The following is a 24235-nucleotide window of genomic DNA, read 5'->3' as shown; positions in this document are numbered from 1 at the left end:
CCGTCAGGCCGCGTCGCGGCGTTTTCGGCTTTCGACCAACTGGCGGCGCACCTGGGCCAGTTCAGCGGCGCGCCTTTCGGGCGTATGGGTCTTGAGCACATAGTGCTGGGCCGCGCGGGCCAAGGCCAGGCGGCGGTTCGGCTCCCGGATCAAGGCGTCCAACGCGGCGACCAGGTGACGGGGGGTCACGGCCTCCAGATAGTGGGCGTGGTCGCCGCTGGCTTCGCGAAGGCCGCCGCGCCCGGATGATATCAGGGCGGCGCCCGCCGCATGGGCTTCCACCGCCGTCAAACCGAAGGGCTCGTCCCAGGTCGAGGGCGTCACGGCGATGGCGGCGGATTTCATCTGTTCGCGCACCTGGTCCAGCGGGGCGGACCGCAGGACGGCGACCCGGGGGCCAAACCGCTGAAGCGGCGTGAGGTGCGGGGCGGCCCAGTCCGCGTGCGCGGCCCAGTCGTTCAACATCAGGACCGCGCGCCAGCTCGGGTGGCTGTCCAGCACGGCCGGCAAGGCGGCGCACAGGACGTCCAATCCCTTTTCCGGCATGGCCCGTCCGGCGAAGGCGATGATCGGCTGGCGATCTTCCGGCGGCGCCAGCCAGGCGCCGGCGTCGATGGGATTGGGCACGGCGTGGGCGCGATCGGCCAGCTGCGGATAGGTCCGGGCGAAGGCCGTCTTCTCCGCCTGGCTGACGAAGATGAAGCCGTCCATCCGGCTGTAGCGCAAGGCGTAGCGCCACCGATCAAACCACCGGCGCGCGGGCTTCAATGCATTGTGTCGATAAAGGACATGCACCGCCTGGGGGAAACGCGCCGACACGGCCAGGGCCTGTTTCACCTGCTGATGGTGTTCGATCAGTTCCGGCTGAAGCGCGCGCAGGGCGTTGAACAGACTCTGTTGGGCGTTGCGTCGTGGAAGGGCGATCACGCGGGAGGCGTTGTGGTCCTGGGCGCCCTCCTGGCAGAGAATTCGGGTGTCTGGATCATGATCGCAGCGGGCGAGCGTCCGCACGACCGTCTCCATGGAGTTGGGGCGCGCTTCGGAGAAGAGCGAACCCGGCGGCAGCAGAATGGCGGTTCGCAGCGCGGTCGTCCTGAAGCTGATGGCAAGCTGAACAATGGCGCCCGGTCGGCGACACCTGTGTTTAACGCGCCGGGCGGCGAATTCCGTCGCGTGAATTCTTCAGCCTCGGCGCATCCTCAGCCGCAGCCGCATCGGTTCGCGACTGCGCAGGGTGATCTGGTGTACGGGGCGGGGCTCGATCGTCGTGATCGGCTCGACCTCGGCGGCGCGCAGAATGGAGGCCAGGGCGATCACCGCCTCCTGAATGGCGAAGGCGGCGCCGATGCAGACGCGGGGGCCGGCGCTGAAGGGGATGTAGGCGTAGCGGTCGATGGACTTGCGGTTCTGGGGCAGGAAGCGTTCGGGCTTGAAGGCGTCCGGGTCTTCCCACAGCAGGCTGTGGCGTTGCAGGATCCACGGGGAGATGATGACGGTGGCGCCGGCCTTGATCGGCTGGCCGCCGATCTCGTCGTCGGCCAGGGCCTTGCGAGCCATGGTCGGGGCGGGCGGGAACAGGCGCATGGTCTCGTCCAGCACGGCGCGGGTCCAGGGCAGGGCCTCGGCCCATTGCGGATCGGAGACGTCGAAGGCGTCAGCCTCGGCCTGAAGCCGGGCGAGATATTCGGGCTGGCGCGACAGCAGGTGCAGGGTCCAGCCCAGGGCGCGGGCGGTGGTCTCGTGCCCCGCCAGGATGAAGGTCAGGATGTTGGCGGCGACTTCTTCGTCCGACAGGCCGGGTCCGCCGTTCTCGTCGCGGGCCAGCAGCAGGGCGCTGAGCAGGTCTTGGGGCGGCATGTCCCCAGCCTCGATGCGGGCGCGGCGGGCCTCGACCAGGCGGGTGACGCGCTGTTCGAAGAAGCGGGCCGAACGGAAGCTGGCCAGCCGGCCCAGGCGCGGGGCCCAGTCCGGGGCGCCCAGCACGTCCAGCGGATCGATGCGGGCGCCGTTGGCTAGGAACTGATTCAGGGCGCGTTCGAAGCCGCGGGCCTCGCCGCCCAGGTCGTCGGAGAACATGGTGGCCGACAGGATGTCGAAGGTCAGACCCGACATTTCGGAATCGATGTCCAGCACCCGGCCGCGCGCAGACAGGGACCAGCCGGCGACGCGCGCCTGACATACCTCGGCCATGCGGGCGTTCAGGGTGGTCATTTTTGCGGGGGTGAACAGGGGGGCCAGGATGCGGCGGGCGCGGCGCCATTTGTCGCCCTCGGTCAGCAGCAGGCCCTCGGCCAGCATGGGGCCCAGGACGCGGCGTTGCAGGTCGCCCTTCACATAGTTGGCCGCGTTCTCGGTCAGGACGTGGCGGACGCCCTCGGGGTGGCTGACCACCAGGATCTCGCCGAAGGCGCTGTTTCCGTACAGCTGCGGCTCGGTGAAATGCCGCTCGGACCACATGCGGATCGGATCGCGCCAGCTGATCCACAGGAAGGGCAACAGGGACAGCGGGCCGCCCGTGCGACGGGGCGGAATGGCGGGGCGGAAGACGGCGTCGGCAGCCAGGGTCATGTCCATGCCTCCAGTAAGGCCCTAGACTTGGGGTCCGGTCGAGGCTGAACAAGGGCCGCCGTGCGACGGCCCTTATCCGTTTGTAACCCGGCTAGTCCAGACGGCTCAGGCCGCGTCGCCGAGCCAGCCCGGCATCCAGCCCTCGTGCCATTCACGCAGGTCGGCGACGGGAATGCTGAACAGTTCACCTTTGTCGCCGCGAGAGGCGAAGGCGTCGCCACCGGCGTGGCCGACGACGGAGGCGTGCAGGCCGGCGGCCTGGGCCTTGGCGATCAGGGGGTCGGCGTCGGGGACGGCGACCAGATAACGGGCCTGGTCCTCTCCGAACAGGAAGATGTGGGCGTGGGCGGCGCTGGAGGCGTCCAGGGTCACGCCGACGTCGGAGGCCAGAACCAGATCGGCGGCGGCGCCGATCAGGCCGCCGTCGGACAGGTCGTGGACCACGGTCAGGTCGCCGGCCTCGATCAGGTCGCGGACGAAGTCGCCGGTCTTCTTCTCCAGCTTCAGATCGACGGGCGGCGGGGCGCCGTCCTCGCGGCCCAGCACCTCGCGCAGATAGAGGGACGCGCCCAGTTCGCCGACGGTCTGGCCGATCAGGACGAGCGCGTCGCCCGCGGCCATGCCGGAGAAGCCCGTCACCACATCATAGTTGGGCAGCAGGCCCACGGCGCCCACGGTCGGGGTGGGCGGAATGGCGACGCCGTTGGTCTCGTTATAGAGGCTGACATTGCCCGAGACGACGGGGAAGGACAGTTCGCGGCAGGCCTCGGCCATGCCGTCGATGGCGCGGACGATCTGGCCCATGATCTCGGGGCGCTGCGGATTGCCGAAGTTCAGATTGTCGGTGATGGCGATGGGGCGCGAGCCGACGGCGGTCAGGTTGCGCCAAGCCTCGGCCACCGCCTGTTTGCCGCCCTCGTAGGGGTCGTTCTGGACGTAGCGGGGGGTGCAGTCCGAGGTGACGGCCAGGCCCTTGTCGGTGCCGTGGACGCGGACCACGCCGGCGTCGGCGCCGGTGGCCGAGTCCTGAAGCGTGTCGGCCATGACGTGGCGGTCGTACTGTTCCCAGATCCAGCGCTTGGAGGCCATGTCGGGGCAGGCGACGACCTTCATCACCGCATCGGCCCAGTTGTCGGGCGCGGGGATGTCGGCGGGGCTCAGCTTCGGCTGGAGCTCGGGCTGGACCCAGGGGCGGTCGTACAGGGGGGCGTCGTCGAACAGGGGCGCCAGGGGCACGTCGCAGACGGTCTCGCCGTGATGCGTCAGCACCAGATGGCCGGTGTCGGTGGTCTTGCCGATGACGGCGAAGTCCAGGCCCCACTTCTGGAAGATGCGATAGCCGACGTCTTCATAGCCGGGCTTCAGCACCGCCAGCATCCGCTCCTGGCTTTCGGACAGCATCATCTCATAGGCCGTCATGCCGGTTTCGCGCTGGGGCACTTTATCGAGGTTCAGTTCGATGCCGACGCCGCCCTTGCCCGCCATTTCGACGGAGGAGGAGGTCAGGCCCGCCGCGCCCATGTCCTGAATGGCGGCGACGGCTCCGGACGCCATCAGTTCCAGCGTGGCCTCGATCAGCAACTTTTCGGCGAAGGGGTCGCCGACCTGGACCGTGGGGCGTTTGGCCTCCGACTCGTCGTCGAACTCGGTCGAGGACATGGTCGCGCCGTGGATGCCGTCACGCCCGGTCTTGGAGCCGAAATAGACCACGTCATGGCCGGCTTTCGGCGCGGCCGAATAATAGATCTCGTCGGCGCGGGCCAAGCCGACGCACATGGCGTTGACCAGGATGTTGCCGTTGTATCCGGCGTGGAAGTTCGTCTCGCCCGCCACGGTGGGCACGCCGACGCAGTTGCCGTAGCCGCCGATGCCCGAGACGACGCCCTTGACCAGGCGCTTGGTCTTTTCGTGCGACGGGTCGCCGAAGCGCAGGGCGTTCAGCAGGGCCACCGGCCGGGCGCCCATGGTGAAGACGTCGCGCATGATGCCGCCCACGCCCGTCGCCGCGCCCTGATAGGGTTCGATATAGGAGGGGTGGTTGTGGCTCTCCATCTTGAAGATGCAGGCGTCGCCGTCGTCGATGTCGATCACGCCGGCGTTCTCGCCCGGACCGCAGATGACGCGCTCGCCGGTGGTGGGGAACTTGCCCAGGTGGATCTTGGAGGATTTGTAGGAGCAGTGCTCGGACCACATGACCGAGAAGACGCCCAGTTCCACCTGATTGGGCTCGCGGCCCAGCCGGTCGAGGACGACCTGATATTCGTTCGGGGCCAGGCCGTATTCGGCGGCCAGTTCGGCCATGGTCTTTTGAGGAGCGGTCATGGGCGGCGCTTCTAGCGGGTGAAGGGCCGATAGGCTACATTCTAGACAGCATTTTGGGAGTTCTAGAATGGGCCTCAGCATCAAGCGCGCCGAGACGGAGCGCAAGGCCCGCGCCGTCGCCGAGCGGCTGGGGGTCAGTCTGACTGAGGCGATCGACATCGCCCTGGACAAGACCTGGCGGGAACTGACCGCCGACGAGGCGGCGGCGGAGCGGGCGACGAAGCGCGAGGCGCTGTTCGCCTATCTGCGGACCTTGCCGCCTGGCGATGGCCGGTCTCTTCGGGAAATCGACGACGAAATGTACGACGAGCACGGGCTTCCGCGCTGATGGTCATCGACACCTCGGTGTTCGTCGCCATCGTGCTGGGCGAGCCGGAAGCTCCTGATTTCGACGACCGAATTCGGGCTGCGGAAACTCGTATGGTCAGTGTCGCGACCTGGGTCGAGTTGACTGCTGTGCTCAGCGCGCGGCTAGGAATGGACGCGAGGCCTGTGGCGGCCCGGCTGCACGCCGACTATGGGCTGGATCTGGTTCCGGTCGACCTGGCGCAGATGCGGATCGCGTGCGAAGCCATGGTGCGGTTCGGCAAAGGGCGGCATCTGGCGCGGCTGAACTATGGCGACTGTTTCGCCTATGCGCTGAGCCGCAGCACGGGCGAACCCTTGCTGTTCAAGGGAGAGGACTTCGGCAGGACCGATGTCGCGGCCGTGATCTGAGCCAGGGAAGGATGGACGGAACGGGTCGGGCGCCGCGCCATTGTCTCCTGGCGATAAAGGAGCATCCGCATGACCGACACCCCGATAGACCCCGCCGCCACACCTGAAGACGAAGACCGGGCCGAGATCGCCGCCGACGACGCCGGCGCCTCCGCCATGGCCGAAGAGGCCCAGAACGAGGCCGATGAAGAGACCGAGGAAGACGGAGAGGGCATCTGATGGCGTTCCACGATCTGACCAAGCCCAGCCCCGCCGAGCACCAGCAGATGGACCGGTCCAACGATCCCGAAACGACGCGGGAGATGGACGCGGCGGCGCCGGAGGCGGCCCTGGCCAGCCGCCGCCAGCGGATGACCGGAGAGGCGACCGGTGTCGGCAGCGTCGGCTATGACGAGGACGGCGCCTTTGACGTGGGGGCGGGCAAGCCCGTCTCGCCCACGCCCTAGGCGGCGCGTTCAATCCCCGGCTTGAGGCGGAAGACCAGGAGAACGCCGCCGACCAGCAGGATCACGGCGCCGGCCAGGGCCGTGAAGGCCACCGCCGGCTTTTCCGCCTGTTCCGCGACGAAGGCGCCTAGCAGGCCCCAGGCCGTCGGAAGGGGATAGGCCAGGGTCCGCAGCGCCGCCGTCACCGCCAGGGCGACCCCCGTCGTGGCGACGATGGCCACCACCGCCCATCCCGTCGGCGACAGTGCTGCGGGCAGGGCGTCGAAGGCGGTCACGCTAGTGATCAGGTTCAGCGGCGCCGCCACCGTCAGCCAGCCGGCCAGGGCGGCGAGGGGCCAGACCAGCAGCAGCCGGTCGCGGTCCGCGCGCGAGAGCCGCCGCACCTCGCCCGACAGGGCCAGAAGCGGGGCCAGAAGGGCGATCAAGGTGGCGAAGATGATGATGACGCTGGCCGCCTTCAGGTTGAGGGCCGCCACGATGATCCAGATACCCAGGCCGAAGAAGGCCACGGCCGAGGGCCAGCCCATCCGGTTGATCAGGACGCTCTCGCCCGTCTGGGGCAGGAGCTGACGCGCGGCGTAGGCCAGAAGCCCCAGATAGATCAGGCCCCAGATCGAAAAGGCGTAGCCGGCGACCCGCAGGGTCTGGTTCCCGTCCGCGGCGAACTCGGCCTGGGTCAGGCCGAGCCCGGCCAGGTTCTGAACCAGGGGGACGACCACGGCGAAGACGGCGGCGGCCAGGACCACCAGGCGACGGGTGCGCTGAGCGGGCGTGGGGCGAAGGATCGAAGACATGGGGGTTCCACTTCACGGTTCAGCGCTCTGTACGCCCCACGGGGACGGAAGGTTCACCGGCCTGGGTTGAAAATGTGAAGCTTGCGAGAGAGGGACGGCCCATGCTGGTGTCGCCGGATGATCCGTTTGCGCCTTCACACCTGCGCCGGCCTGGCCGTTCTGCTTCTCGGCGCGTGGGGGAGCGACCCGGCCCTGGGCCAGACGCAGAGCCAGGCCCAGACCCAGGCCCAGGCCACGCCCGCGCTGGTTCTGAACGCCTCGGCCGAGGCGGCCTGGGCCGAGGTGCGCGCGGCCCTGACGCCGCCGCAGCAGGCCCTGGCCGTGCGGCGCTTCATGGCGGCCCTGGCGAACGCCAACGGGCGACCGGTCGTCCCGCCGATGGACGCGCGCGAGATCGCCTCCGGCCGGGCGGCGGCGGCGGACGATCCCGCCCTGCTGCAAAGGCCCCAGGCCTATGAGGCGACCTTGAGCGTGGGCGGGCGGTTCCTGACCTTCCGGCCCCTGTCCCGCGCCAGTCTGGAGCCCTTGACGCGACGGAGCGCGCCGTAAAACTGTGTCCGATGTGTCCGATGTGTCCGATGTGTCCGATGTGTCCGATGTGTCCGGAACCGGCGCCGACTCCGACAAAGACCCCTGAAACATACGCCCGCTTGCCGCAGCGGCGGGTCGTTTGGGTTAGGGCTTCGCCAAGCCGTTGAAGCGCGGAGGGTTCCATCTGAGAATTGCGCCGACGTCAGGAACCGGCGGCCGTGCGGCCGGTTGTCAGTCCAGTTCCAACTGGAGAGGCGACATGGCCGATCAGACCGAAACCCCGCATTTCGAAACCGATGAAGTCGCCGCCAACCGGGCCATCGAAAACGGCCAGGGCGTCGGCGCCCGCGAACTGGCCGCCCAGCGCGAGCCAGGCGGCGTCAACACCGCCGATGAAGACCCCGAACTCGAGAACGGCGTCTCGGTGATCGAGGACGGCGACGATGCTTTGGATGAGAACCTGGCGGTTCAGGGCGTGGACGACGCGGGCTGATCCCACCTTGCCGAGGATGAACGCGGGGGGCGCGGGCGCCGCCCTCTCTCACGCCAGTCCGAACTCGACCCACAGCGGATAGTGGTCGCTGATCCGCCAGGACAGCTGGGTGCGGTTCAGGCGGGGTAGGACCACGCCCTGGAAGTTCAGACCGCCGGCCTTCCGGAACTTCAGCGACAGATAGGGTTTGCCGTCCTTGCGCCGCTCGAACCAGGCGATCTGGTCGAAGAAGCTGGACAGGTCGGGGCGTTCGACTGACGAGCTGAGGGTTCGCGGCACCTTTTCCAGACCGGGCGCGGTGACCAGGCCGGTCGAGGTGAAGGCCTGCCACAGCGGATCGCCGTGACGGTCGATGTTGAAGTCGCCCATACAGATCAGGTTCTGGCCGTAGTCGTCCATCGACTCGGCCCAGTGGCGCAGCCATTTGGCGATGGCGGTCAGTTCGGCGACGCGGTCCGCGCCCTTCTCGCCATAGACGATGTGCAGGGTGACGAGAACGAAGGTCTTGCCGGAGGCGTTGAAGCTGACGGCGTAGGGGGTGCGGACGAACTGGCGCTGAAAGGCGTTGGCCGGGGTGGCGTAGGGGGTGTCCAGATCCTCGGGCACCACCAGTTCGCAGGCCAGACCGGACGGCTTCAGCCGCCGAGCGTCGTAGATGTAGGCCAGGCGCTCGTCATTGCCGGGATCGCCGTAGGTGACGTCGGTCATCAGGAAGCCGAAGTCGGGCCCCAGCTTCTTGAGCACATGGCGAAGAGCGCGCAGATTGGCCTTCACCTCCTGCACCGCGATGACGTCGAACCGCTCCAGCACCGCCGCGATCAGGACGGCGGCGTGGAAGTCGCGGCGAGGGCTGTCGCCGTCCTCGCTTTCCCATTTTTCGGTCAGGCTGCCGAAGGCGCGGATGTTCCAGGTGGCGATCAGCAGATTGTCGCCGGCCGTCTTGGGCGGCACGGCGTCGAGCAGGGCGTTCAGCCGCTGGAGGTCGTCCAACACCGCCTGGGGCGGTGGATCGAGAATAGTCGCCATGATCGCCCCCGAGACGCTGATGCATCTTCAGGTTAGCGAAGAACGCGGTCATCGCGCGTCACAAGCGCGCGATAACGCGGGTCTTTGAGTGATCAGGCCGCCGCGTAGATGCTCTGGAACAGAACCGCGCCGTCGGCGGAGCCCAGTTCGGCCTCAAAGGCGCGGTCGGGGTGGGGCATCATGCCGAGCACATTGCCGCGCGCATTCTGGATGCCGGCGATGTCGTTGACCGAGCCGTTGGGGTTGTCGACGTAGCGGAAGACCACCTGGCCCTCGCCCTCGACCCGGGCCAGGGTCTCGGCGTCGGCGAAGAAGTTTCCGTCGCCGTTGCCCTGGGTCATCATGACCTCGCGCCGGCCCTGATAGCCGGCGGTGAAGCGGGTCTGGCCGTTGGCGACGGTCAGGCTGATGGGTTTGCAGACGTATTTCAGGCCCTTGTTGCGCAAGAGGGCGCCGGGCAGCAGGCCGGCCTCGCACAGGATCTGGAAGCCGTTGCAGATGCCGACCACGGCGACGCCGTCGTCCGCCGCCTTCTTGACCGCCTGCATCACCGGCGACTGGGCCGCCATGGCGCCGCAGCGCAGATAGTCGCCGTAGGAGAAGCCGCCGGGAATGACGATCAGGTCCAGGCCCTGCGGCAGTTCCGTCTCGGCGTGCCAGACCATCTGGACGGCCTCGCCGGTGGAGCGTTCGACGGCGACCTTGCAGTCGCGATCACAGTTGGAACCGGGGAAGACGATGACGGCTGCGCTCATGGCGCGGGGCTCTAGCACCGTTTTCGGGAAATGTCAGTGCGCGGGTTCAAGAAGTCCGAGGCGGGTCTCGATCCGGTCCAGCCGTTCGCCGTGGTCGCCCAGGGTCGCGCAGATATTGCTGATGTCCTGCTGGACGCCCATCACATGGCTGCGAATGGCCTGAACTTCGGATTTCACCGCACGCATGTCGGTGCCCAGACGTCTAACATCCAGTTGAAGCGACTTAAGCACTTCGTAGATCAGTTCCCTGGTCGCGTCGGCCATGGCCCGATCTTACCAGAATGGCGCGACCGGAGAAACGCTCAGGCTGAGGTCGTTACGCGCGCTCGCCCGACCGCCCAGGCGATCACGAAGATCGCAAACCCGCCCAGGGACAGGCCCATGCCGACCCAGCCGGTCGAGGTCCAGCCGTAGCCGGCGGCGATGGCCAGACCGCCCAGAAGCGGGCCCAGCGCATTGGCGGTGTTGAAGGCGGAATGATTCAGGGCCGCCGCCAGGGTCTGGGCGTCGCCGGCGACGTCCATCAGCCGGGTCTGAAGCACCGAGCCCAGGCCGCCGCCGCCGCCGATCAGAAAGACCACGACCATGACGGCCCACAGGTGAGGCGCGGCGAAGGGATAGAGGGCCAGGGCGGCGGCGCTCCACAGCAGCAGGCCGCCCGCCGCGGGAAAGCCGATCCGGTCCGCCGCCCAGGCCCCCAGGATATTGCCCAGGAACATGCCGATCCCGAAGACGGCGAAGACCCAGGGCAGGACCTCCGGCCCCACGCCGGTCACGGCCTGAAGCGTCGAGGCCAGATAGGCGTAGACGCAGAACATGCCGCCGAAGCCGATCGCGCCGATGCCGAGCGTCAGCCAGACCTGGCTCCGCTTCAGGGCGCCCAGTTCGCGCAAGGGGCTGGCGTCGGCATGGGCCGGGTCGCGCGGGGCGACCAGGGCGACCAACCCCATGGTGATCACGGCAAGGACGCTGACGATGGCGAAGGTCCAGCGCCAGCCGAAGGCGTGGCTGACCAGATTGGCGAAGGGCACGCCGATGACGGTGGCGACCGTCAGCCCCATCAGAATGGTCGAGACGGCGCGGGTGCGCAGATGAAGCGGCACGATGGAGGCGGCGACCAGGGCCGCCACGCCGAAATAGGCGCCGTGCGGCACGCCGCTGAGGAAGCGGAAGACCAGCATCCATTCATAGGTCGGGGCGACGGCGGACAGGCCGTTGCCGACGGCGAACAGGGCCATGAAGCCGATCAGAAGCAGCCAGCGAGGGCTGCGCGCGCCCAGCACCGCCAAGATGGGCGCCCCGACCACCACTCCGGCGGCGTAGGCGCTGATCACATGGCCCGCCGTCGGGGCGTCGACGCCCAGGCCGGCGGCGAAGTCCGGCAGGATGCTCATGGCCGCGAACTCGGTCACGCCGATGGCGAAACCGCCCATGGCCAGGGCGATCAGGACCAGGGCCACGCGGCCCCTCGCCATGGGTTTTACGGCCACGTCAGTGTCGGCCACGGCGCCGGTGACGGCCATGCGAAAATCCTGGGGCGAGAGAAGGGCGGGGTGTTGCGCTGCAACATAGGCGGCCCCTCTCAGGCTTCAACCCGCTGGAAATGATCGGCGATCACATAAGGTTGCGGCGCGACCGCCGAGGGGCGGGCTCAGCCCAGGTTTTCATAGGTCGCGGTGATCGAGGCCTTGGCCAGGGTGTGGAAGTGCAGGTTGAAGCCGAAGACGGCGCCGGAATCGTCGGCGGTCACGTCCAGCCGCTCCACGTCCACGGCGAAGACGGTGAAGATGTAGCGGTGCGGGCCGTGGCCGGCAGGCGGGGCGGCGCCGCCGAAGCCGGCCTTGCCGTAGTCGGTGCGGCCCTGGACCGCGCCGTGGGGCAGATCGCCGCCGGGCGAACCCGCGCCGGTCTTCAACTCGGTCACATCAGCCGGAAGATTGGCGACGGTCCAGTGCCAGAAGCCGGAACCCGTCGGGGCGTCGGGATCATAGCAGGTGACGGCGTAGCTCTTCGTGCCCTCAGGCGCGCCGGACCAGGCGAGATGGGGCGAGGTGTTTCCCTTGGCCTGAACCTGGGCGTCGGGCAGGATGCCGCCGTCTTGGATGTCGTCTGAGGTGAGGGTGAAGGTCATTTGAAGGGGCGTCCTCGGGATTGAAATCAGTCGGCGGACAGGAGGCGCGCTTTCACGCCGCTGCGGTCCAATAGCCGCACCGCCTGAACGTCGAAGGAGACGAAGGTTTCCCCGCCCAGCCATTGGCCTTCATGAGCGATGACGCCGTCCGCGAAATCGCCGCCGGCTTCGAGTACGGCGAGACCGGCCTCGGCCGCCGGGCGATCCACCGATATGTTTCGCATATCCAGCAGGCGGCGAATGGCGGTCGCGATATCTTCACGAGAGGCGCGATAGCCGCGCGCCAGAACCCAGGCGAATTCGCAAAGGCACTGATTGGTGACGGCCACACGATCGGCGGCCTCCAGAGCCTCGATGGCAATTCGCTGCTGGATCTCGTCGTCGCCGACAACCGCGCGCAGCAGCACATTGGTGTCTGCGGTGATGTTCACGAGTCGGGGGCGTGGGCGCCGGCCTGCCGGGTCAGTACATTGATTTCTTCGATAGATAGGGGCGCGCCGTTGGTTCGATCCTTCAGCAAGCCTGAAAAATCAGACCAAGAGCCCGTCGTCTGCTCGGCGCGAAGTTCAGCGCGGCCGTCAGGCAGAAGATCGAGGTGAATCTTTTCTCCGGGCTGGATGCCGAGGTGCTGCAACACCTCCTTGCGGAAGGTCACCTGGCCTCGGCTCGTGACCGTCAGTGTGATCATGCTGAAAGTGTAATGTATTTTTGCATTACAATCAAGCGACATCTTGAACTGGCTTCATGGTCCATCCATGATCTCAATTGCCGGGCGGCGGAGGAAGTCTCGTATCGACTGATGGCGATTGCAGCCGATCAGACGAGCAAAGATAGCAGGGTTCCTCGGCATTAAGCAGGCGATCGAAGGCGTCGTAAGCGCGCATGGTTTGACGAAACGCCACCTGATCCCCAAACCCGCAACCATTTGAATCGATGATCATCGTCTCTGTGGTGGGCGAGACCTCCCTGACAAAAACAGCCGGGTGGGCAGGGTGGTCTGGCAATGTCACCAGATAGAGGCGGTTGAGTCGGTCGTCGCGATAGGCGTTCGACCCTCTCGGATGTCGAGTCACGACGAGCTCCGGGTTGCGATCCAGGTCGGCGACCAAGGATTTGAACCCCGCCGCACATTCCAGACTTGGTCCGATTTCGCGCGCTGGCGTGACGGTCTCTGTACAGCCCAATAGAAAAAGAGCCGCCCCGATGATCAGGGCGGCTCTCATTTTTAAGCCGCCTCGATACGGTAGCCTTCGATCACCGTATTGGCGAGCAGCTGCTCGCACATCTTCTTGGCCTCGCCTTGCGGATCCTCGACGCCGTCGAGGTCGAACTCGATCAGCTTGCCGACGCGGGCGTTCGATACGCCCGACCAGCCCAGACCCTGAAGGGCGCCTTCGACGGCCTTGCCCTGGACGTCCAGCACGCCGGGCTTGAGGAAGACGTGAACCTTGATTTTGGCCATCAGTGCAGCCCTCCCTGGATCACCGTCGGCATGCCCTTCATGATGCCCAGGCGACGGGCGACTTCGGTGTAGCTTTCGATGACATTGCCCAGGTCGCGGCGGAAGCGGTCCTTGTCCATCTTCTCGCCGGTCGAGGAGTCCCACAGGCGGCAGGAATCGGGGCTGATCTCGTCGGCCAGGATGACGCGGCTGAAGTCGTTCTCCCAGATGCGGCCGAACTCGATCTTGAAATCGACCAGGGTGATGCCGACCGCGCTGAACAGGCCCGACAGATAGTCGTTCACCCGAACCGTCATCGCCAGGATGTCGTCCAGCTCCTGGGTCGAGGCCCAGTTGAAGGCGGTGATGTGCTCTTCGGTGACCATCGGGTCGTTGAGCTCGTCCTTCTTGTAGTAGAATTCGATGATCGAGCGGGGCAGGGGCGTGCCTTCCTCTATGCCCAGACGCTGGCTCATCGAGCCGGCGACGATGTTGCGGCAGACGACTTCCAGCGGAATGATCTCGACTTCGCGGATCAGCTGTTCGCGCAGGTTCAGCCGCTTGATGAAGTGGTTGGTCACGCCGATGCCGTTCAGGCGCGACATGATGAATTCGCTGATCTGGTTGTTGACCACGCCCTTGCCTTCGAGAACGGCCTTTTTCTGGGCGTTGAAGGCGGTGGCGTCGTCCTTGAAGTACTGGATCAGGGTGCCGGGCTCGGGTCCTTCGTACAGGATCTTGGCCTTGCCCTCGTAGATCTTCTTGCGTTTGCTGTTCATATTCCGGTCCCGGCTTACGGGCGCCCTCCAGAAACAAAAATCGCGCGGCCATGGTGGAAAGGGGAAGACCCGGTCCTGGCGGCGCGTTTTGGAATCGTTCGGGCAGTCAATCTCGTTCGGCGTCTCCTTAGCGGAAGGCGGCCCTCGACACAAATGAACGCCGCGTGCGACGCCGCAACAGGACCAAGGTCTATGCAAGCCATGTTGCGTTCGGGCGCGGGCGGGCTATAGACGGCGCTTGCCCCGAGGTCAGGGGTGTGCGGAGCTTGCTGAGCGACATGACGACGTTCGACGATCGGGAAAAGGGCTTTGAGGCCAAGTTCGCCCTCGATCAGGAGCAGGAATTCAAGGCCATCGCCCGGCGCAACAAGATGCTGGGCCTGTGGGCGGCCGAGAAGATGGGCCTGTCGGCCGACAGCGCGGACCAGTACGCCGCCGCCATCGTGCGCGCCGACATGGAGCAGCCGGGCGACGAAGACGTGTTCCGCAAGGTCGCCGGCGACTTCAAGGCCTCGGGCCTGACGGTCTCGGAGGGCGAAATCCGCTCCAAGATCGACGAACTGGCCTCGATCGCCCGCGAACAGATTCGCGCCGGCGAATAGGACTTTCGGCCTTCGGGCCTTCAGACGTCGAAAGGGCCGCACCCGGGGGAAAGTGCGGCCCTTTCTTTTTGCCGGGGACGTTGGGGGATGTCTCACCCGGCTTACTGTGCGTCTCGCGCCCCCTAAGAACACGGGGGGCGGGATTTGGTTTCCGCCGGTTCCGGGCGGATCGTAAATATTTTTACGGCATCAGAACCGTATCTACGACATGGACCATGCCGTTCGATTGAGCCACGTCCGCCTGGGTGATGGTGGACTTTCCGCCCTTGGCGTCGGTGATGACCCAGGTATCGTTCGGGCCCGCCGAAACCTTCAGTTCCTCGCCCTGAACGGTCTTCAGGGTCGCGGTTCCGCCGTTCGCCTGGGCCTGGGCGGCGATGTCGGCGGCCGTCAGACGCCCGGCGACGACGTGATAGGTCAGGATCTTGGTCAGATCGGCCTTCATGTCAGGCTGCATCAAGGCGGTGCGGGTGGCTTCGGGAATCTTGTCGAAGGCGGCGTTGTCGGGGGCGAAGACGGTGAAGGGGCCGGGGCCTTGCAGGGTTTCGACCAGGCCGGCGGCCTGAACGGCGGCGACCAGGGTCGACAGGTTCGAGGCCTTGGAGGCGTTGGCGACGATGGTCTCGTTCGAGCTCATGGCGGCGCCGCCGACCATGGGTTCGGCCGCCATAGGCGCCATGGCGGTCCCTTCCGCCGGCGCCATGGCCGTCGATTCGGCCGGGGCGGTCTCGTTGTTGTTGCAAGCGCCGAGCGCCATCAAGGCGCCGCCGGAGGCGGCGACGAGCATAAGTGTCCGAAGATTTGGCATGGTTGTTCCTTCCCTGTTGGTCCGCACTGCGGCGTTGACGGAAAGGTTACGGCTTGAGGCGGGTAAAGGATGCCTGCGGCGTGACAAGAGGACGCAGCTTGGCCGTTAGTCCTCGAAGACGACCGTCTTGGCGCCATGCAGCAAAACCCGGTCTTCCAGGTGCCGACGGACTGCGCGGGCCAGGACGCGGCGCTCGATGTCGCGACCTTTTCTGATCAAATCTTCGGGCGTGTCGCGGTGGCTGATTCGCTCCACGTCCTGTTCGATGATCGGACCTTCATCCAGGTCGGCGGTGACATAGTGGGCCGTGGCGCCGATCACCTTCACCCCGCGCGCATGGGCCTGGTGATAGGGGCGGGCGCCCTTGAAGCCGGGCAGGAAGGAGTGGTGGATGTTGATGCAGCGCCCCGCCAGCCGACCGCTGAGATCGTCGGACAGAATCTGCATGTAGCGGGCCAGAACGACCAGTTCCGTGCCGGTCTCCTCGATCAGGCGCAGAAGCTGGGCCTCCTGGGCCGGCCTGTCGGCGGCGCTGACGGGCAGGTGATGGAAGGGCAGGTCGCCCAGATCGACGTGGCCGATCATCTCGCGCGGATGGTTCGAAACGACCGCCGTCACATCCATGGGCAGTTCGTCGATCCGCCAGCGGTACAGCAGGTCCGCCAGGCAATGGTCGAAGCGCGAAGTCAGAATCATCACCTTGCGCGGTTCCGGCCCCCTCAGGGTCCAGTCCATGTCGAATCGCCCAGCCAGAGGGGCGAAGGCGGTGCGGATCGCGGCCGGGTCGTCGCCTTCGCGCGGTTCGAACACCACACGCATGAAGAAGGTGGCGCCGGCGGCGTCGCCGAACTGCTGGGCGTCGGAGATGTTGGCGTCCCGCTCCAGCAGGAAGGCGGACACGGCCGCCACAATGCCGTGGCGGTCGGGGCAGGAGAGGGTCAGGATCATCAGACGGCAGGCTTATCCGGGAGAAACTTGCCGAGTATGGCCCAGGTTTCCGCCTTTGCCGACAAGGATACTGCATGGGCGGGGCTGGACGACGGCAGATCGACCAGGGCTAGGCCGGCGAGGTCGGCCAGGATCCGCCGACCCAGCTTGGCCGCCAGACCGCCGTTGAAGGCGACGGCGCGCAGTTCGGGGAGGTCCTGGATCAGACCGCGCAGATCGGCGGCCTCGGGCGACTTGATCGCCGCGTCCAGACTGCCGGATCGCCGGGCCGAGGCAATTACGTCCCACAGGCCGACGCCGCGCGCCTTCAACCGCTCCAGCCGGTCGGGGTAGGGCAGGGCGGCCAGGGGCTCGTCCAGCGCCCCGCCGATCAAGGGCCAGAAGCCGTTGCGCGGGTGGGCGTAATATTGCGCCGCCTTCAGCGAGGCGTCGCCCGGCAGGCTGCCGAGGATCAGCAGGCGGGTGTCCGCATCGACGACGGGGGGGAACTGGCTCTTGGTCATTCCCGACGCGCCGCGTCCCGATACACCTGGCTGCGGTCGCGTCTGCCCACCGCGACGACGGTCACCGTGACGATTGCGTCCTCGACCCGATAGACCAGCCGATATCCGGCGTCGCGCAGCTTGATCTTGTAGTGATCGCGCATCCCGTGGAGCGCATCCTTCGGAACACGCGGACTCTCCAGTCGTTCGGCGAGCTTTTTCTTGAACTGGACCCGGACCGGAGCGCCCAGCTTCTCCCACTCCTTCAGCGCGGAGGGGAGGAACTGAAGATCAAAGGGCATCGAGCGAGACGCGCACCGGCGTCTCGTCCTGCCGCTGGCGGACAGTCTCGATCAAGGCCAGATCGTCCAGGCGTTCGATCATCGCCTCATAGACGGCGGCGGGGACCATATAGGCCATGACCCGATTGTGGTTCAGCACGGCTACGGTCTGGCCCGCCGCGTCGTCCATGACGGCGCTGGGGCTCTTCTTCAGGTCAGACACGCTGACCGCGACCGAGGCTTCGACCCGTTGCATGGCGATACAGTACGAAAATCGGTGCCATTTTCAATACTGAAGATCATCCCTCGCCGAATACCCGCTTGAACACCACGTCCACATTCTTGGTGTGGTAGCCGAGGTCGAACAGGGCCTCGAGCTGGTCGTGGGGCAGGGTGACGCGGTCGTCGGCCTTCAGGAAGTCCAGGAAGGCGCCTTCGCCGCGCCAGACCTTCATGGCGTTCTCCTGCACGGCGGCATAGGCGTCTTCGCGCGAGACCCCGGCCTGGGTCAGGGCCAGCATGACGCGCTGCGAGTGAACCAGACCGCCCAGGCGGTCGATGTTCTTCTGCATGTTCTCAGGATAGACGTTCAGCCGCTCGATCACGCCGGCCAGGCGTTGCAGGGCGAAGTCAAGATGGATGGTGGCGTCGGGACCGATGCCGCGTTCGACCGAGGAATGGCTGATGTCCCGCTCGTGCCACAGGGCGACGTTTTCCATCGCCGGGGTCACGGCTGAGCGGACCAGACGGGCCAGGCCGGTCAGGTTTTCGGTCAGGATGGGGTTGCGCTTGTGCGGCATGGCCGACGAGCCCTTCTGACCCTTGTCGAAGAATTCCTCGGCCTCCAGCACCTCGGTGCGTTGCAGGTGGCGGATCTCGACCGCCAGACGCTCGACCGAAGAGGCGACCACGCCCAGGGCGGCGAAGAAGGCGGCGTGGCGGTCGCGCGGGATGACCTGGGTCGAGACCGGCTCGACCTGGAGCCCCATCTGTTCGGCCACATAGGCTTCGACGGCGGGGTCGACATTGGCGAAGGTGCCGACGGCGCCGGAAATGGCGCAGGTGGCGATCTCTTCCTTGGCCGTGATCAGGCGGCGTTTGGCGCGCTGGAACTCGGCGTGATAGCCGGCGAGCTTCAGGCCGAAGGTCACGGGCTCGGCGTGGATGCCGTGGCTGCGGCCGACGGTCGGGGTGTACTTATGCTCCTTGGCGCGGGTTTCCAGCGCGGCCAGGACGCGATCGACGCCTTCGATCAGCAGGTCCGACGACCGGGCCAGCTGGACCGCGAAACAGGTGTCCAGCACGTCCGACGAGGTCATGCCCTGGTGCAGGAAACGCGCCTCTTCGCCGACGATCTCGGCGACGTGGGTCAGGAAGGCGATGACGTCGTGTTTGGTGGTGCGCTCGATCTCGTCGATGCGGTCGGCGTCAAAGGTCGCGTCCTTGCCCTTGGCCCAGATGGCGTCGGCGGCCTGCTGGGGGATGACGCCCAGTTCGGCCATCTTGGTCGCCGCATGGGCCTCGATCTCGAACCAGATCTTGTACTTGGTCTCTTGCGACCAGATGGCGGCGGCGTCGGGGCGGGAATAGCGCGTGATCATGGGGCGGTCGTGTCGGTCCGGCCGCCGTCGGAGTCAAGGTTTGCGGTGCTCTAAAGCTGTCCCATCGTATTGTCGTGATCGACGGCCTGCCGCTTCAGCCAGGCGACGAAGGCGGTGGCGCTGGGCGAGGGCGGGCGGTCGCGGGGCTGGACGACGTAATAGGCGAAGCCGACCGCTTCCGAGCCGTCGGGGAAGGGGGCGACCAGACGGCCCGAGGCCAGGTCGGCCTGGGCCAGGGTGCGTTTGGCCAGGGCGACGCCGCGGCCGGAAGCGGCGGCCTCGATCAGCAGGCTGGACTGGTTGAAGCGCGAGCCCCGGCGCGGGTCGGGGTGGCGCACGCCGCGCGCCTTCAGCCACATGGCCCAGTCGGGGCGGCTGGGGTCGCCGTCGTTGGACATGTCGTGCAGCAGGGTGTGGCGCATCAGATCGGCGGGTTTGCGGATCGGATGTTCGCCGTTCATCAGAGACGGGGCGCAGACGGGCAGGACCGTCTCGGTCATCAGCCGGTCCACGGTCAGGCCGGGGTAGTCGCCGGGGCCGTAGCGGACGGCGAGATCGACCTTGCCCTCGGTCAGGTCGGCCGGCTCCATGTCGGCCGAGATCCAAAGCTCGATCTCGGGATGGGCGGCGTGGAAGTCGTCCATGCGCGGCATCAGCCATTTGGAGGCGAAGCCGGGGGCGATGCTGATCGACACCTGTTTGCGGCGCGGCGGCTCGCGCAGCAGGGCCGAGGCGTCCATCAGCCGCTCGAACCCCTCGCGCAGCAGGGGGACCGAGGATCGGCCGAGGTCGGTCAGCTGGAGACCGCGCGCCTCGCGCACGAACAGGGGGCCGCCGACAATGTCCTCCAGCAGGCGGATCTGCTGGCTGACGGCGCCGGGCGTCACCGCCAGTTCGTCGGCGGCGCGCGAGAAGTTCAGGTGACGCGCGGCGGCCTCGAACGCGCGCAGGGCGTTGAGCGGGAGCAGGGAACGGGCCATCGCCGTTAGAAATCCTATCAGCGTGCCAAAGGCAATCTGGTTTGCGGGTCTGGACGGGGAGGCCGATGGTTCGGGCTCCGCCGCCGTCCTCCTTCCCCGACGCCGGCCCTGAAAGCAAGACGATGCGTGTATTTCTCGCCTCCATTCCGCTTGAGGCCGCCAAGATCGTGATCATCGGCGGCGGCGAGCCCGCCCTGGCCAAGCTGCGACTGTTCCTGAACACGCCGGCCCAGCTGCTGTGGTTCGCGCCTGACGGCGCCCCGCCCCGGATGGAAATCCCGCTGAGCGCGCCGGAGCCGGTGCTGCGCGCGCCCCAGGCCCAGGATCTGGCGGGGGCGCGTCTGGTCTTTATGGCCTTGGACGACGCGGACGAACTGACGCGGCTGGGCGCCCTGGCGCGGGCGGCGGGGGCTCAGGTCAATGTGGTGGACAAGCCCCATCTGAGCGACTTCCAGACCCCGGCCCTGATCGACCGGGACGAGGTGGTGATCGGGGTCGCCACCGGGGGATCGGCGCCGATCCTGGCCCGCGACATCCGCACGGCCGTCGAGGGCGTTCTACCCGCCGGTCTGGCCCACGTCGCCCGGCTGGCGCGCGAGCTGCGCGATACGGTCAAGGCCAATGTGCCGGACTTCATGGCGCGGCGACGGTTCTGGGAGAAGGCGTTCCGGGGACCGGCGGCGGCCTTGGCGGCCGAGGGGCGCACGGCGGAGGCGCGGCGCGAGATGCTGCGTCTGCTGAACTCGGCCGCGCCCGAACAGGGGGTGGTCCATATCGTCGGGGCCGGACCGGGCGATCCGGAGCTGCTGACGCTGAAGGCGCTGCGGGTGTTGCAGGACGCGGACGTCATTATTCACGACCGGCTGGTGCCGGAAGCCGTGCTGGAACGGGCGCGACGAGACGCCAAACGCCTGTACGTCGGCAAGGCGCGCGGCGAACATTCCGTGCCCCAGGATCAGATCGAGGCCCTGATGATCGAGGAGGCCCGCGCCGGTCACCGGGTCGTGCGGTTGAAGGGCGGCGATCCCTTCGTCTTCGGGCGCGGCGGCGAGGAGCTGGAGGCCATGCGGGCGGCGGGGGTTCCGGTCTTTGTGGTGCCGGGCGTGACCGCGGCCCTGGCCTGCGCCGCCTCGGCGGGGATTCCGCTGACCCATCGCGACTACGCCCAGGCAGTGACTTTCGTGACGGCCCAGGCCAAGCCGGGTGGGGGCGACGCCGACTGGACCCGACTGGCGGCGCCGAACCATACGCTGGCCGTCTATATGGGCGTGGACCGGGCCGAGGAGACGGCGGCCAGGCTGATGGCGGCCGGCCGCGCGGGCTCGACACCCGTAGCCGTCGTCGAGAACGGCAGCCGGCCGGACGAGCGGGTGCTGACGGGCCGTCTGGACGGGCTGGGCGCCCTGGTGCGGGGCGCCGACCTGAGCGGGCCGGCCCTGTTGTTCGTCGGCGAGACGGCGGCGTTTTCTGCGGCCCAACTGGATGTGCGGGCGGAGGTTGCGGCGTGAAGATCGTCACCGCAAACCGCCTGTCGGACGGGCGCGTCATCTATGCGGGCGTGGACAATCAGCCGGTCGAGCGCCTGGACCAGGCCTCGACCCTGGACGACGCGGCGGCCGAGATCGTGCTGGCCGAGGTCGCGGCGCGGCCGGACGTGTTCGTCAATCCCTATCTGGTCGAGGTTCAGGATCGCGCGCCCTCGGGCCGGGATCGGCTGAAGGAGCGGATTCGCGCCGCCGGTCCGACCGTCGGCCACAGCGTCGCGGGAGGCGTGGGCTGATGTATCGCTATGACGAGTTCGACCACGCCCTGGTGCGTGAGCGGGTGGCGGAGTTTTCCGACCAGGTGGCGCGCCGCGCCTCCGGCGCCCTGACCGAGGACGAGTTCAAGCCGCTGCGGCTGATGAACGGGGTCTATCTGCAGCTTCACGCCTATATGCTGCGGGTCGCCATTCCCTATGGAACGTTCAACAGTCGGCAGATGCGCCGGCTGGCCCATATCGCCCGCACCTATGACAAGGGCTACGGCCATTTCACCACGCGGACGAACATCCAGTACAACTGGCCGGCCCTGACGGACCTGCCGGCGATCCTGAGCGATCTGGCCGATGTCGAGATGCACGCCATCCAGACCTCGGGCAACTGCATCCGCAACACCACGACCGACGTCTTCGCCGGGGCGGCTGAAGACGAGATCGAGGATCCGCGACCCTGGTGCGAGATCATCCGTCAGTGGTCGACCATCCATCCGGAATTCTCGTTCCTGCCGCGCAAGTTCAAGATCGCGGTGATCGGGGCCGAGAAGGACCGGGCGGCGATCCGGACCCATGACGTGGGCCTCCAGATCGTAAAGGGCGAGGACGGCGGGACGGCCTTCCGCGTCTTCGTCGGCGGGGGGCAGGGGCGACTGCCCCATATCGGTCAGGAGATCGCTTCGGCCGTGCCCGCCGCAGACCTGCTGGCCTATCTGACCGCTATATTGCGAGCCTGGAACCTGCTGGGGCGGCGCGACAATATCCATAAGGCGCGGATCAAGATTCTGGTCGCTTCGGTCGGGCTGGAGGCCTTCCGCGCGGAGGTGGACAAGCACTACGCCACCCTGCGCCTGGAAGACCTGCGGATCCCCGAGGACGAGGCCGAGCGGATCAAGGCCTATTTCGCCCCGCCGCCGTTCGAGGATCTGCCCAGGACCAGCGCGCCGTTCGACCGCGCCCTGCTTGCCGATCCGGACTTCGCCCGGTTCGCGAGGAACAATGTGCGGCGTCACCGCCAGCCCGGCTACGCCTCGGTGGTGGTGTCGCTGAAGCCGGTCGGCGGCGTGCCGGGCGACATCACGGCGGACCAGATGGACGCGGTGGCGGACCTCGCCGAACGCTACGCCTTCGACGAACTGCGGGCCGCCTATGAGCAGAACCTGGTCCTGCCCCATGTGAAGCTGGACGACGTGCCGACGGTCTGGCGGGCGCTGCTGGAGGCGGGGCTGGCCACGGCCAACGCCGATCTGGCGACAGACGTCATCGCCTGTCCGGGACTGGACTATTGCAGCCTGGCCAACGCCCGGTCGATCCCGGTGGCCCAGGCCCTGTCGAAACGGCTGGCGGACCTGGACTATCAGGAGAAGCTGGGGCCGGTGCGTATCAATATGAGCGGGTGCATCAACGCCTGCGGCCACCATCACGTCGGCCACATCGGGGTGCTGGGCGTCGACCGGAAGGGCGAGGAATACTACCAGATCACGGTCGGCGGCTCGCCCGACGAACAGGCGGCGCTCGGCGACATCGTCGGCAAGAGCCTGCCCGCCGATGAGGTCGCGCCCGCCATCCAGCGGACTCTGGACCGCTATCTGCAAATCCGCGCCGAGGGCGAGCGGTTCATCGACACGGTGCGCCGTGTCGGACCCGATCCCTTCCGCGACGCCATCTATGAGACGCTCGATGCTGCAAACGCTTGAGGGAGTTCAGAACGGGCCGCGCCTGTCGGTGACGACCCCGCTGGAAGAGGTCGAGGCGGCCGCCGCCGCAACCGACGTCCTGGTGCTGGAGTTTGACGCCTTTCGCGACGGGCGCGGCTTCTCGCTGGCGGCGGTGCTGCGCGAGCGGGGCTACGCCGGGCGGCTGATCGCGGCGGGCAAGGTCCTGCCGGACCAGGCGCGCCATCTGCGGCGGTCGGGATTCGACGCGGTGGAGCTGGCGCCGGGCGCCGACACGGCGGCCTGGGCGCGGATGGATCAGGCCTTCAGCGGCTCCTATCAGCCGGCCGTCGATCCCGCCCCGACCATCTGGCAGAGACGGCGGGCGGCGTCGAACGATCGGGATCTGCAGGCCCTGGCCGACCGGCTGAACCGCGAGACCGAGGGCAAGGCCGCGTCCGAGATCCTGAAGGCGGCGCTGGATCCGGCCCTGGGCCTGCGGGTCGGGACCATATCCTCGTTCGGGGCGGAATCGGCGGCCCTGCTGCACATCGTGGCCGAGACGGACCCGAACGTGCCGGTCGTCTTCCTGGAGACCGGCCAGCATTTCCTGCAGACCCTGTCCTATCGCACCCAGCTGACCAAGGCTCTGGGGCTGACCGACGTGCGGCTGGTCACGCCGGATGCGAACGAGAAGGCGAGCCTGGACGCCCGCGACGACCTGTGGAAGACCGACGCCGACGCCTGCTGCGACCTGCGGAAGGTGCGGCCCCTGGCGCGGGCGACGGTCGGGTTCAACGCCCTGATCACCGGGCGCAAACGCTATCAGGCCGCGACCCGCGCGGCGTTGAAACCGTTCGAGGTGCTGGACGGGGTGCTGCGGATCAATCCGCTGGCGGACTGGGACGCCGACGCCGTCGAGGCCTGGCTGGAGGCGCACGACCTGCCGCGCCACCCGCTGGTGGAGCAGGGCTACCGCTCCATCGGCTGCTGGCCCTGCACCCGCGCCGTCGAAGACGACGAAGACGCGCGGGCCGGACGCTGGTCGGGGATGGACAAGGTCGAATGCGGCATCCACCTAGGCAGGCGTCAGGTCGCCGCCTGATCGTCCTCCCGTTCGAC

At 67.5% G+C, this 24235-nt stretch carries 32 protein-coding genes; 11 read left to right on the top strand and 21 right to left on the bottom strand.

Going from position 1 to position 24235, the window contains the following annotated elements:
• Nucleotides 1–3 precede the first annotated feature (3 nt).
• The 3 genes from ACW178_RS13810 to purL form a co-directional block, all read right to left on the bottom strand.
• On the bottom strand, nucleotides 4–1011 hold the full coding sequence (locus tag ACW178_RS13810; protein WP_287104736.1) for a glycosyltransferase family 4 protein: 1008 nt from the start codon (nucleotides 1009–1011) through the stop codon (nucleotides 4–6).
• A gap of 171 nt (nucleotides 1012–1182) precedes the next feature.
• The gene (locus ACW178_RS13805; protein WP_287104738.1) at nucleotides 1183–2568 is read right to left on the bottom strand and encodes a cytochrome P450; all 1386 of its coding nucleotides are present in this window, start codon (nucleotides 2566–2568) and stop codon (nucleotides 1183–1185) included.
• A gap of 105 nt (nucleotides 2569–2673) precedes the next feature.
• Entirely contained in the window at nucleotides 2674–4890 is a 2217-nt protein-coding gene (gene purL, locus ACW178_RS13800) for a phosphoribosylformylglycinamidine synthase subunit PurL (protein ID WP_492024668.1), read from the bottom strand.
• A 67-nt stretch (nucleotides 4891–4957) separates the two neighbouring features.
• Here purL and ACW178_RS13795 point away from each other — a divergent pair, with 67 nt between their 5' ends.
• The 4 genes from ACW178_RS13795 to ACW178_RS13780 all read left to right on the top strand — a co-directional run bounded on the left by ACW178_RS13795 (nucleotide 4958) and on the right by ACW178_RS13780 (nucleotide 6053).
• Nucleotides 4958–5218 carry a type II toxin-antitoxin system VapB family antitoxin gene (locus tag ACW178_RS13795; RefSeq protein ID WP_201462977.1) on the top strand — a complete coding sequence of 87 codons (261 nt, stop codon included), beginning with the start codon at nucleotides 4958–4960 and terminating at the stop codon, nucleotides 5216–5218.
• Nucleotides 5218–5607 (top strand): type II toxin-antitoxin system VapC family toxin, encoded by a 390-nt coding sequence (locus ACW178_RS13790; RefSeq protein WP_183214926.1) that lies wholly within the window; start codon nucleotides 5218–5220, stop codon nucleotides 5605–5607. The genes ACW178_RS13795 and ACW178_RS13790 overlap by 1 nt, the downstream gene beginning before the upstream one ends.
• Nucleotides 5608–5676: 69 nt before the next feature.
• Nucleotides 5677–5826, top strand: a complete 150-nt coding sequence (locus ACW178_RS13785; RefSeq protein ID WP_182714049.1) for a hypothetical protein — start codon at nucleotides 5677–5679, stop codon at nucleotides 5824–5826.
• Nucleotides 5826–6053: a Tat pathway signal protein gene (locus ACW178_RS13780; RefSeq protein WP_182714050.1), complete on the top strand. Its 228-nt coding sequence runs from the start codon at nucleotides 5826–5828 to the stop codon at nucleotides 6051–6053. The genes ACW178_RS13785 and ACW178_RS13780 overlap by 1 nt, the downstream gene beginning before the upstream one ends.
• On the opposite strand, the gene ACW178_RS13775 is transcribed toward ACW178_RS13780, so the two are convergent.
• The gene (locus ACW178_RS13775; protein WP_191558801.1) at nucleotides 6050–6847 is read right to left on the bottom strand and encodes a TspO-related membrane protein; all 798 of its coding nucleotides are present in this window, start codon (nucleotides 6845–6847) and stop codon (nucleotides 6050–6052) included. The genes ACW178_RS13780 and ACW178_RS13775 overlap by 4 nt on opposite strands.
• 117 nt (nucleotides 6848–6964) lie before the next feature.
• Here ACW178_RS13775 and ACW178_RS13770 point away from each other — a divergent pair, with 117 nt between their 5' ends.
• Nucleotides 6965–7396 carry a hypothetical protein gene (locus ACW178_RS13770; protein WP_191558800.1) on the top strand — a complete coding sequence of 144 codons (432 nt, stop codon included), beginning with the start codon at nucleotides 6965–6967 and terminating at the stop codon, nucleotides 7394–7396.
• Between the two features lie 241 nt (nucleotides 7397–7637).
• Entirely contained in the window at nucleotides 7638–7871 is a 234-nt protein-coding gene (locus tag ACW178_RS13765; protein WP_182714085.1) for a hypothetical protein, read from the top strand.
• Between the two features lie 48 nt (nucleotides 7872–7919).
• On the opposite strand, the gene ACW178_RS13760 is transcribed toward ACW178_RS13765, so the two are convergent.
• From ACW178_RS13760 to purC, 10 genes are all read right to left on the bottom strand, one after another.
• Nucleotides 7920–8897, bottom strand: coding sequence for an endonuclease/exonuclease/phosphatase family protein (locus tag ACW178_RS13760; protein ID WP_191558799.1), 978 nt, complete (start codon nucleotides 8895–8897; stop codon nucleotides 7920–7922).
• 92 nt (nucleotides 8898–8989) lie between these two features.
• Complete coding sequence (purQ, locus tag ACW178_RS13755) at nucleotides 8990–9652, bottom strand: phosphoribosylformylglycinamidine synthase subunit PurQ (RefSeq protein ID WP_191558798.1); 663 nt, start codon at nucleotides 9650–9652, stop codon at nucleotides 8990–8992.
• A 33-nt stretch (nucleotides 9653–9685) separates the two neighbouring features.
• Nucleotides 9686–9916, bottom strand: coding sequence for a hypothetical protein (locus tag ACW178_RS13750; RefSeq protein WP_191558797.1), 231 nt, complete (start codon nucleotides 9914–9916; stop codon nucleotides 9686–9688).
• Nucleotides 9917–9954: 38 nt separating this feature from the next.
• The gene (locus ACW178_RS13745) at nucleotides 9955–11175 is read right to left on the bottom strand and encodes an MFS transporter (protein ID WP_287104748.1); all 1221 of its coding nucleotides are present in this window, start codon (nucleotides 11173–11175) and stop codon (nucleotides 9955–9957) included.
• Between the two features lie 128 nt (nucleotides 11176–11303).
• Nucleotides 11304–11783: a YbhB/YbcL family Raf kinase inhibitor-like protein gene (locus ACW178_RS13740; protein ID WP_287104747.1), complete on the bottom strand. Its 480-nt coding sequence runs from the start codon at nucleotides 11781–11783 to the stop codon at nucleotides 11304–11306.
• Between the two features lie 26 nt (nucleotides 11784–11809).
• Nucleotides 11810–12214: a type II toxin-antitoxin system VapC family toxin gene (locus ACW178_RS13735; RefSeq protein ID WP_336969943.1), complete on the bottom strand. Its 405-nt coding sequence runs from the start codon at nucleotides 12212–12214 to the stop codon at nucleotides 11810–11812.
• Nucleotides 12211–12471, bottom strand: coding sequence for an AbrB/MazE/SpoVT family DNA-binding domain-containing protein (locus ACW178_RS13730; protein WP_336969945.1), 261 nt, complete (start codon nucleotides 12469–12471; stop codon nucleotides 12211–12213). The genes ACW178_RS13735 and ACW178_RS13730 overlap by 4 nt, the downstream gene beginning before the upstream one ends.
• 73 nt (nucleotides 12472–12544) lie before the next feature.
• A complete protein-coding gene (locus ACW178_RS13725; protein ID WP_287106550.1) occupies nucleotides 12545–13006 on the bottom strand; it encodes a hypothetical protein in 462 nt (153 codons plus the stop codon).
• A 2-nt stretch (nucleotides 13007–13008) separates the two neighbouring features.
• A complete protein-coding gene (gene purS, locus ACW178_RS13720) occupies nucleotides 13009–13245 on the bottom strand; it encodes a phosphoribosylformylglycinamidine synthase subunit PurS (RefSeq protein WP_191554365.1) in 237 nt (78 codons plus the stop codon).
• Nucleotides 13245–14003: a phosphoribosylaminoimidazolesuccinocarboxamide synthase gene (gene purC / locus ACW178_RS13715; protein WP_054766400.1), complete on the bottom strand. Its 759-nt coding sequence runs from the start codon at nucleotides 14001–14003 to the stop codon at nucleotides 13245–13247. The genes purS and purC overlap by 1 nt, the downstream gene beginning before the upstream one ends.
• Nucleotides 14004–14281: 278 nt before the next feature.
• Here purC and ACW178_RS13710 point away from each other — a divergent pair, with 278 nt between their 5' ends.
• The gene (locus ACW178_RS13710) at nucleotides 14282–14605 is read left to right on the top strand and encodes a DUF1476 domain-containing protein (protein WP_054767022.1); all 324 of its coding nucleotides are present in this window, start codon (nucleotides 14282–14284) and stop codon (nucleotides 14603–14605) included.
• A 181-nt stretch (nucleotides 14606–14786) separates the two neighbouring features.
• On the opposite strand, the gene ACW178_RS13705 is transcribed toward ACW178_RS13710, so the two are convergent.
• The 7 genes from ACW178_RS13705 to gcvA all read right to left on the bottom strand — a co-directional run bounded on the left by ACW178_RS13705 (nucleotide 14787) and on the right by gcvA (nucleotide 19705).
• Entirely contained in the window at nucleotides 14787–15392 is a 606-nt protein-coding gene (locus ACW178_RS13705; protein ID WP_227975973.1) for a fasciclin domain-containing protein, read from the bottom strand.
• A 126-nt stretch (nucleotides 15393–15518) separates the two neighbouring features.
• Nucleotides 15519–16361 carry a formyltetrahydrofolate deformylase gene (gene purU, locus ACW178_RS13700; RefSeq protein WP_054766398.1) on the bottom strand — a complete coding sequence of 281 codons (843 nt, stop codon included), beginning with the start codon at nucleotides 16359–16361 and terminating at the stop codon, nucleotides 15519–15521.
• On the bottom strand, nucleotides 16361–16864 hold the full coding sequence (locus ACW178_RS13695; protein ID WP_191558795.1) for a DNA-deoxyinosine glycosylase: 504 nt from the start codon (nucleotides 16862–16864) through the stop codon (nucleotides 16361–16363). The genes purU and ACW178_RS13695 overlap by 1 nt, the downstream gene beginning before the upstream one ends.
• On the bottom strand, nucleotides 16861–17145 hold the full coding sequence (locus ACW178_RS13690) for a type II toxin-antitoxin system RelE family toxin (RefSeq protein WP_054766396.1): 285 nt from the start codon (nucleotides 17143–17145) through the stop codon (nucleotides 16861–16863). Before ACW178_RS13690 ends, ACW178_RS13695 begins: the two co-directional genes overlap by 4 nt.
• Nucleotides 17135–17380: a type II toxin-antitoxin system Phd/YefM family antitoxin gene (locus tag ACW178_RS13685; protein WP_191558794.1), complete on the bottom strand. Its 246-nt coding sequence runs from the start codon at nucleotides 17378–17380 to the stop codon at nucleotides 17135–17137. The genes ACW178_RS13690 and ACW178_RS13685 overlap by 11 nt, the downstream gene beginning before the upstream one ends.
• A 43-nt stretch (nucleotides 17381–17423) precedes the next feature.
• The gene (gene purB, locus ACW178_RS13680; protein ID WP_191558793.1) at nucleotides 17424–18725 is read right to left on the bottom strand and encodes an adenylosuccinate lyase; all 1302 of its coding nucleotides are present in this window, start codon (nucleotides 18723–18725) and stop codon (nucleotides 17424–17426) included.
• 50 nt (nucleotides 18726–18775) lie between these two features.
• Nucleotides 18776–19705, bottom strand: a complete 930-nt coding sequence (gene gcvA, locus ACW178_RS13675; RefSeq protein WP_191558792.1) for a transcriptional regulator GcvA — start codon at nucleotides 19703–19705, stop codon at nucleotides 18776–18778.
• A 122-nt stretch (nucleotides 19706–19827) separates the two neighbouring features.
• Between gcvA and cysG the strand changes: the two genes are divergently transcribed.
• The 4 genes from cysG to ACW178_RS13655 are packed head-to-tail and all read left to right on the top strand — an operon-like array spanning nucleotide 19828 to nucleotide 24218.
• Complete coding sequence (gene cysG, locus ACW178_RS13670) at nucleotides 19828–21213, top strand: siroheme synthase CysG (protein WP_287106544.1); 1386 nt, start codon at nucleotides 19828–19830, stop codon at nucleotides 21211–21213.
• Nucleotides 21210–21485: a DUF2849 domain-containing protein gene (locus ACW178_RS13665; RefSeq protein WP_152950767.1), complete on the top strand. Its 276-nt coding sequence runs from the start codon at nucleotides 21210–21212 to the stop codon at nucleotides 21483–21485. The genes cysG and ACW178_RS13665 overlap by 4 nt, the downstream gene beginning before the upstream one ends.
• Nucleotides 21485–23155 carry a nitrite/sulfite reductase gene (locus ACW178_RS13660; RefSeq protein ID WP_191558790.1) on the top strand — a complete coding sequence of 557 codons (1671 nt, stop codon included), beginning with the start codon at nucleotides 21485–21487 and terminating at the stop codon, nucleotides 23153–23155. Before ACW178_RS13665 ends, ACW178_RS13660 begins: the two co-directional genes overlap by 1 nt.
• Nucleotides 23139–24218 (top strand): phosphoadenylyl-sulfate reductase, encoded by a 1080-nt coding sequence (locus tag ACW178_RS13655; protein ID WP_191558789.1) that lies wholly within the window; start codon nucleotides 23139–23141, stop codon nucleotides 24216–24218. Before ACW178_RS13660 ends, ACW178_RS13655 begins: the two co-directional genes overlap by 17 nt.
• Nucleotides 24219–24235: the final 17 nt, after the last annotated feature.

The sequence above is a fragment of the Brevundimonas sp. AVps4 genome (assembly GCF_058681525.1).
Note: the sequence above shows the minus strand (reverse complement) of the source record. Positions and strands in the feature narration are given on the sequence as shown.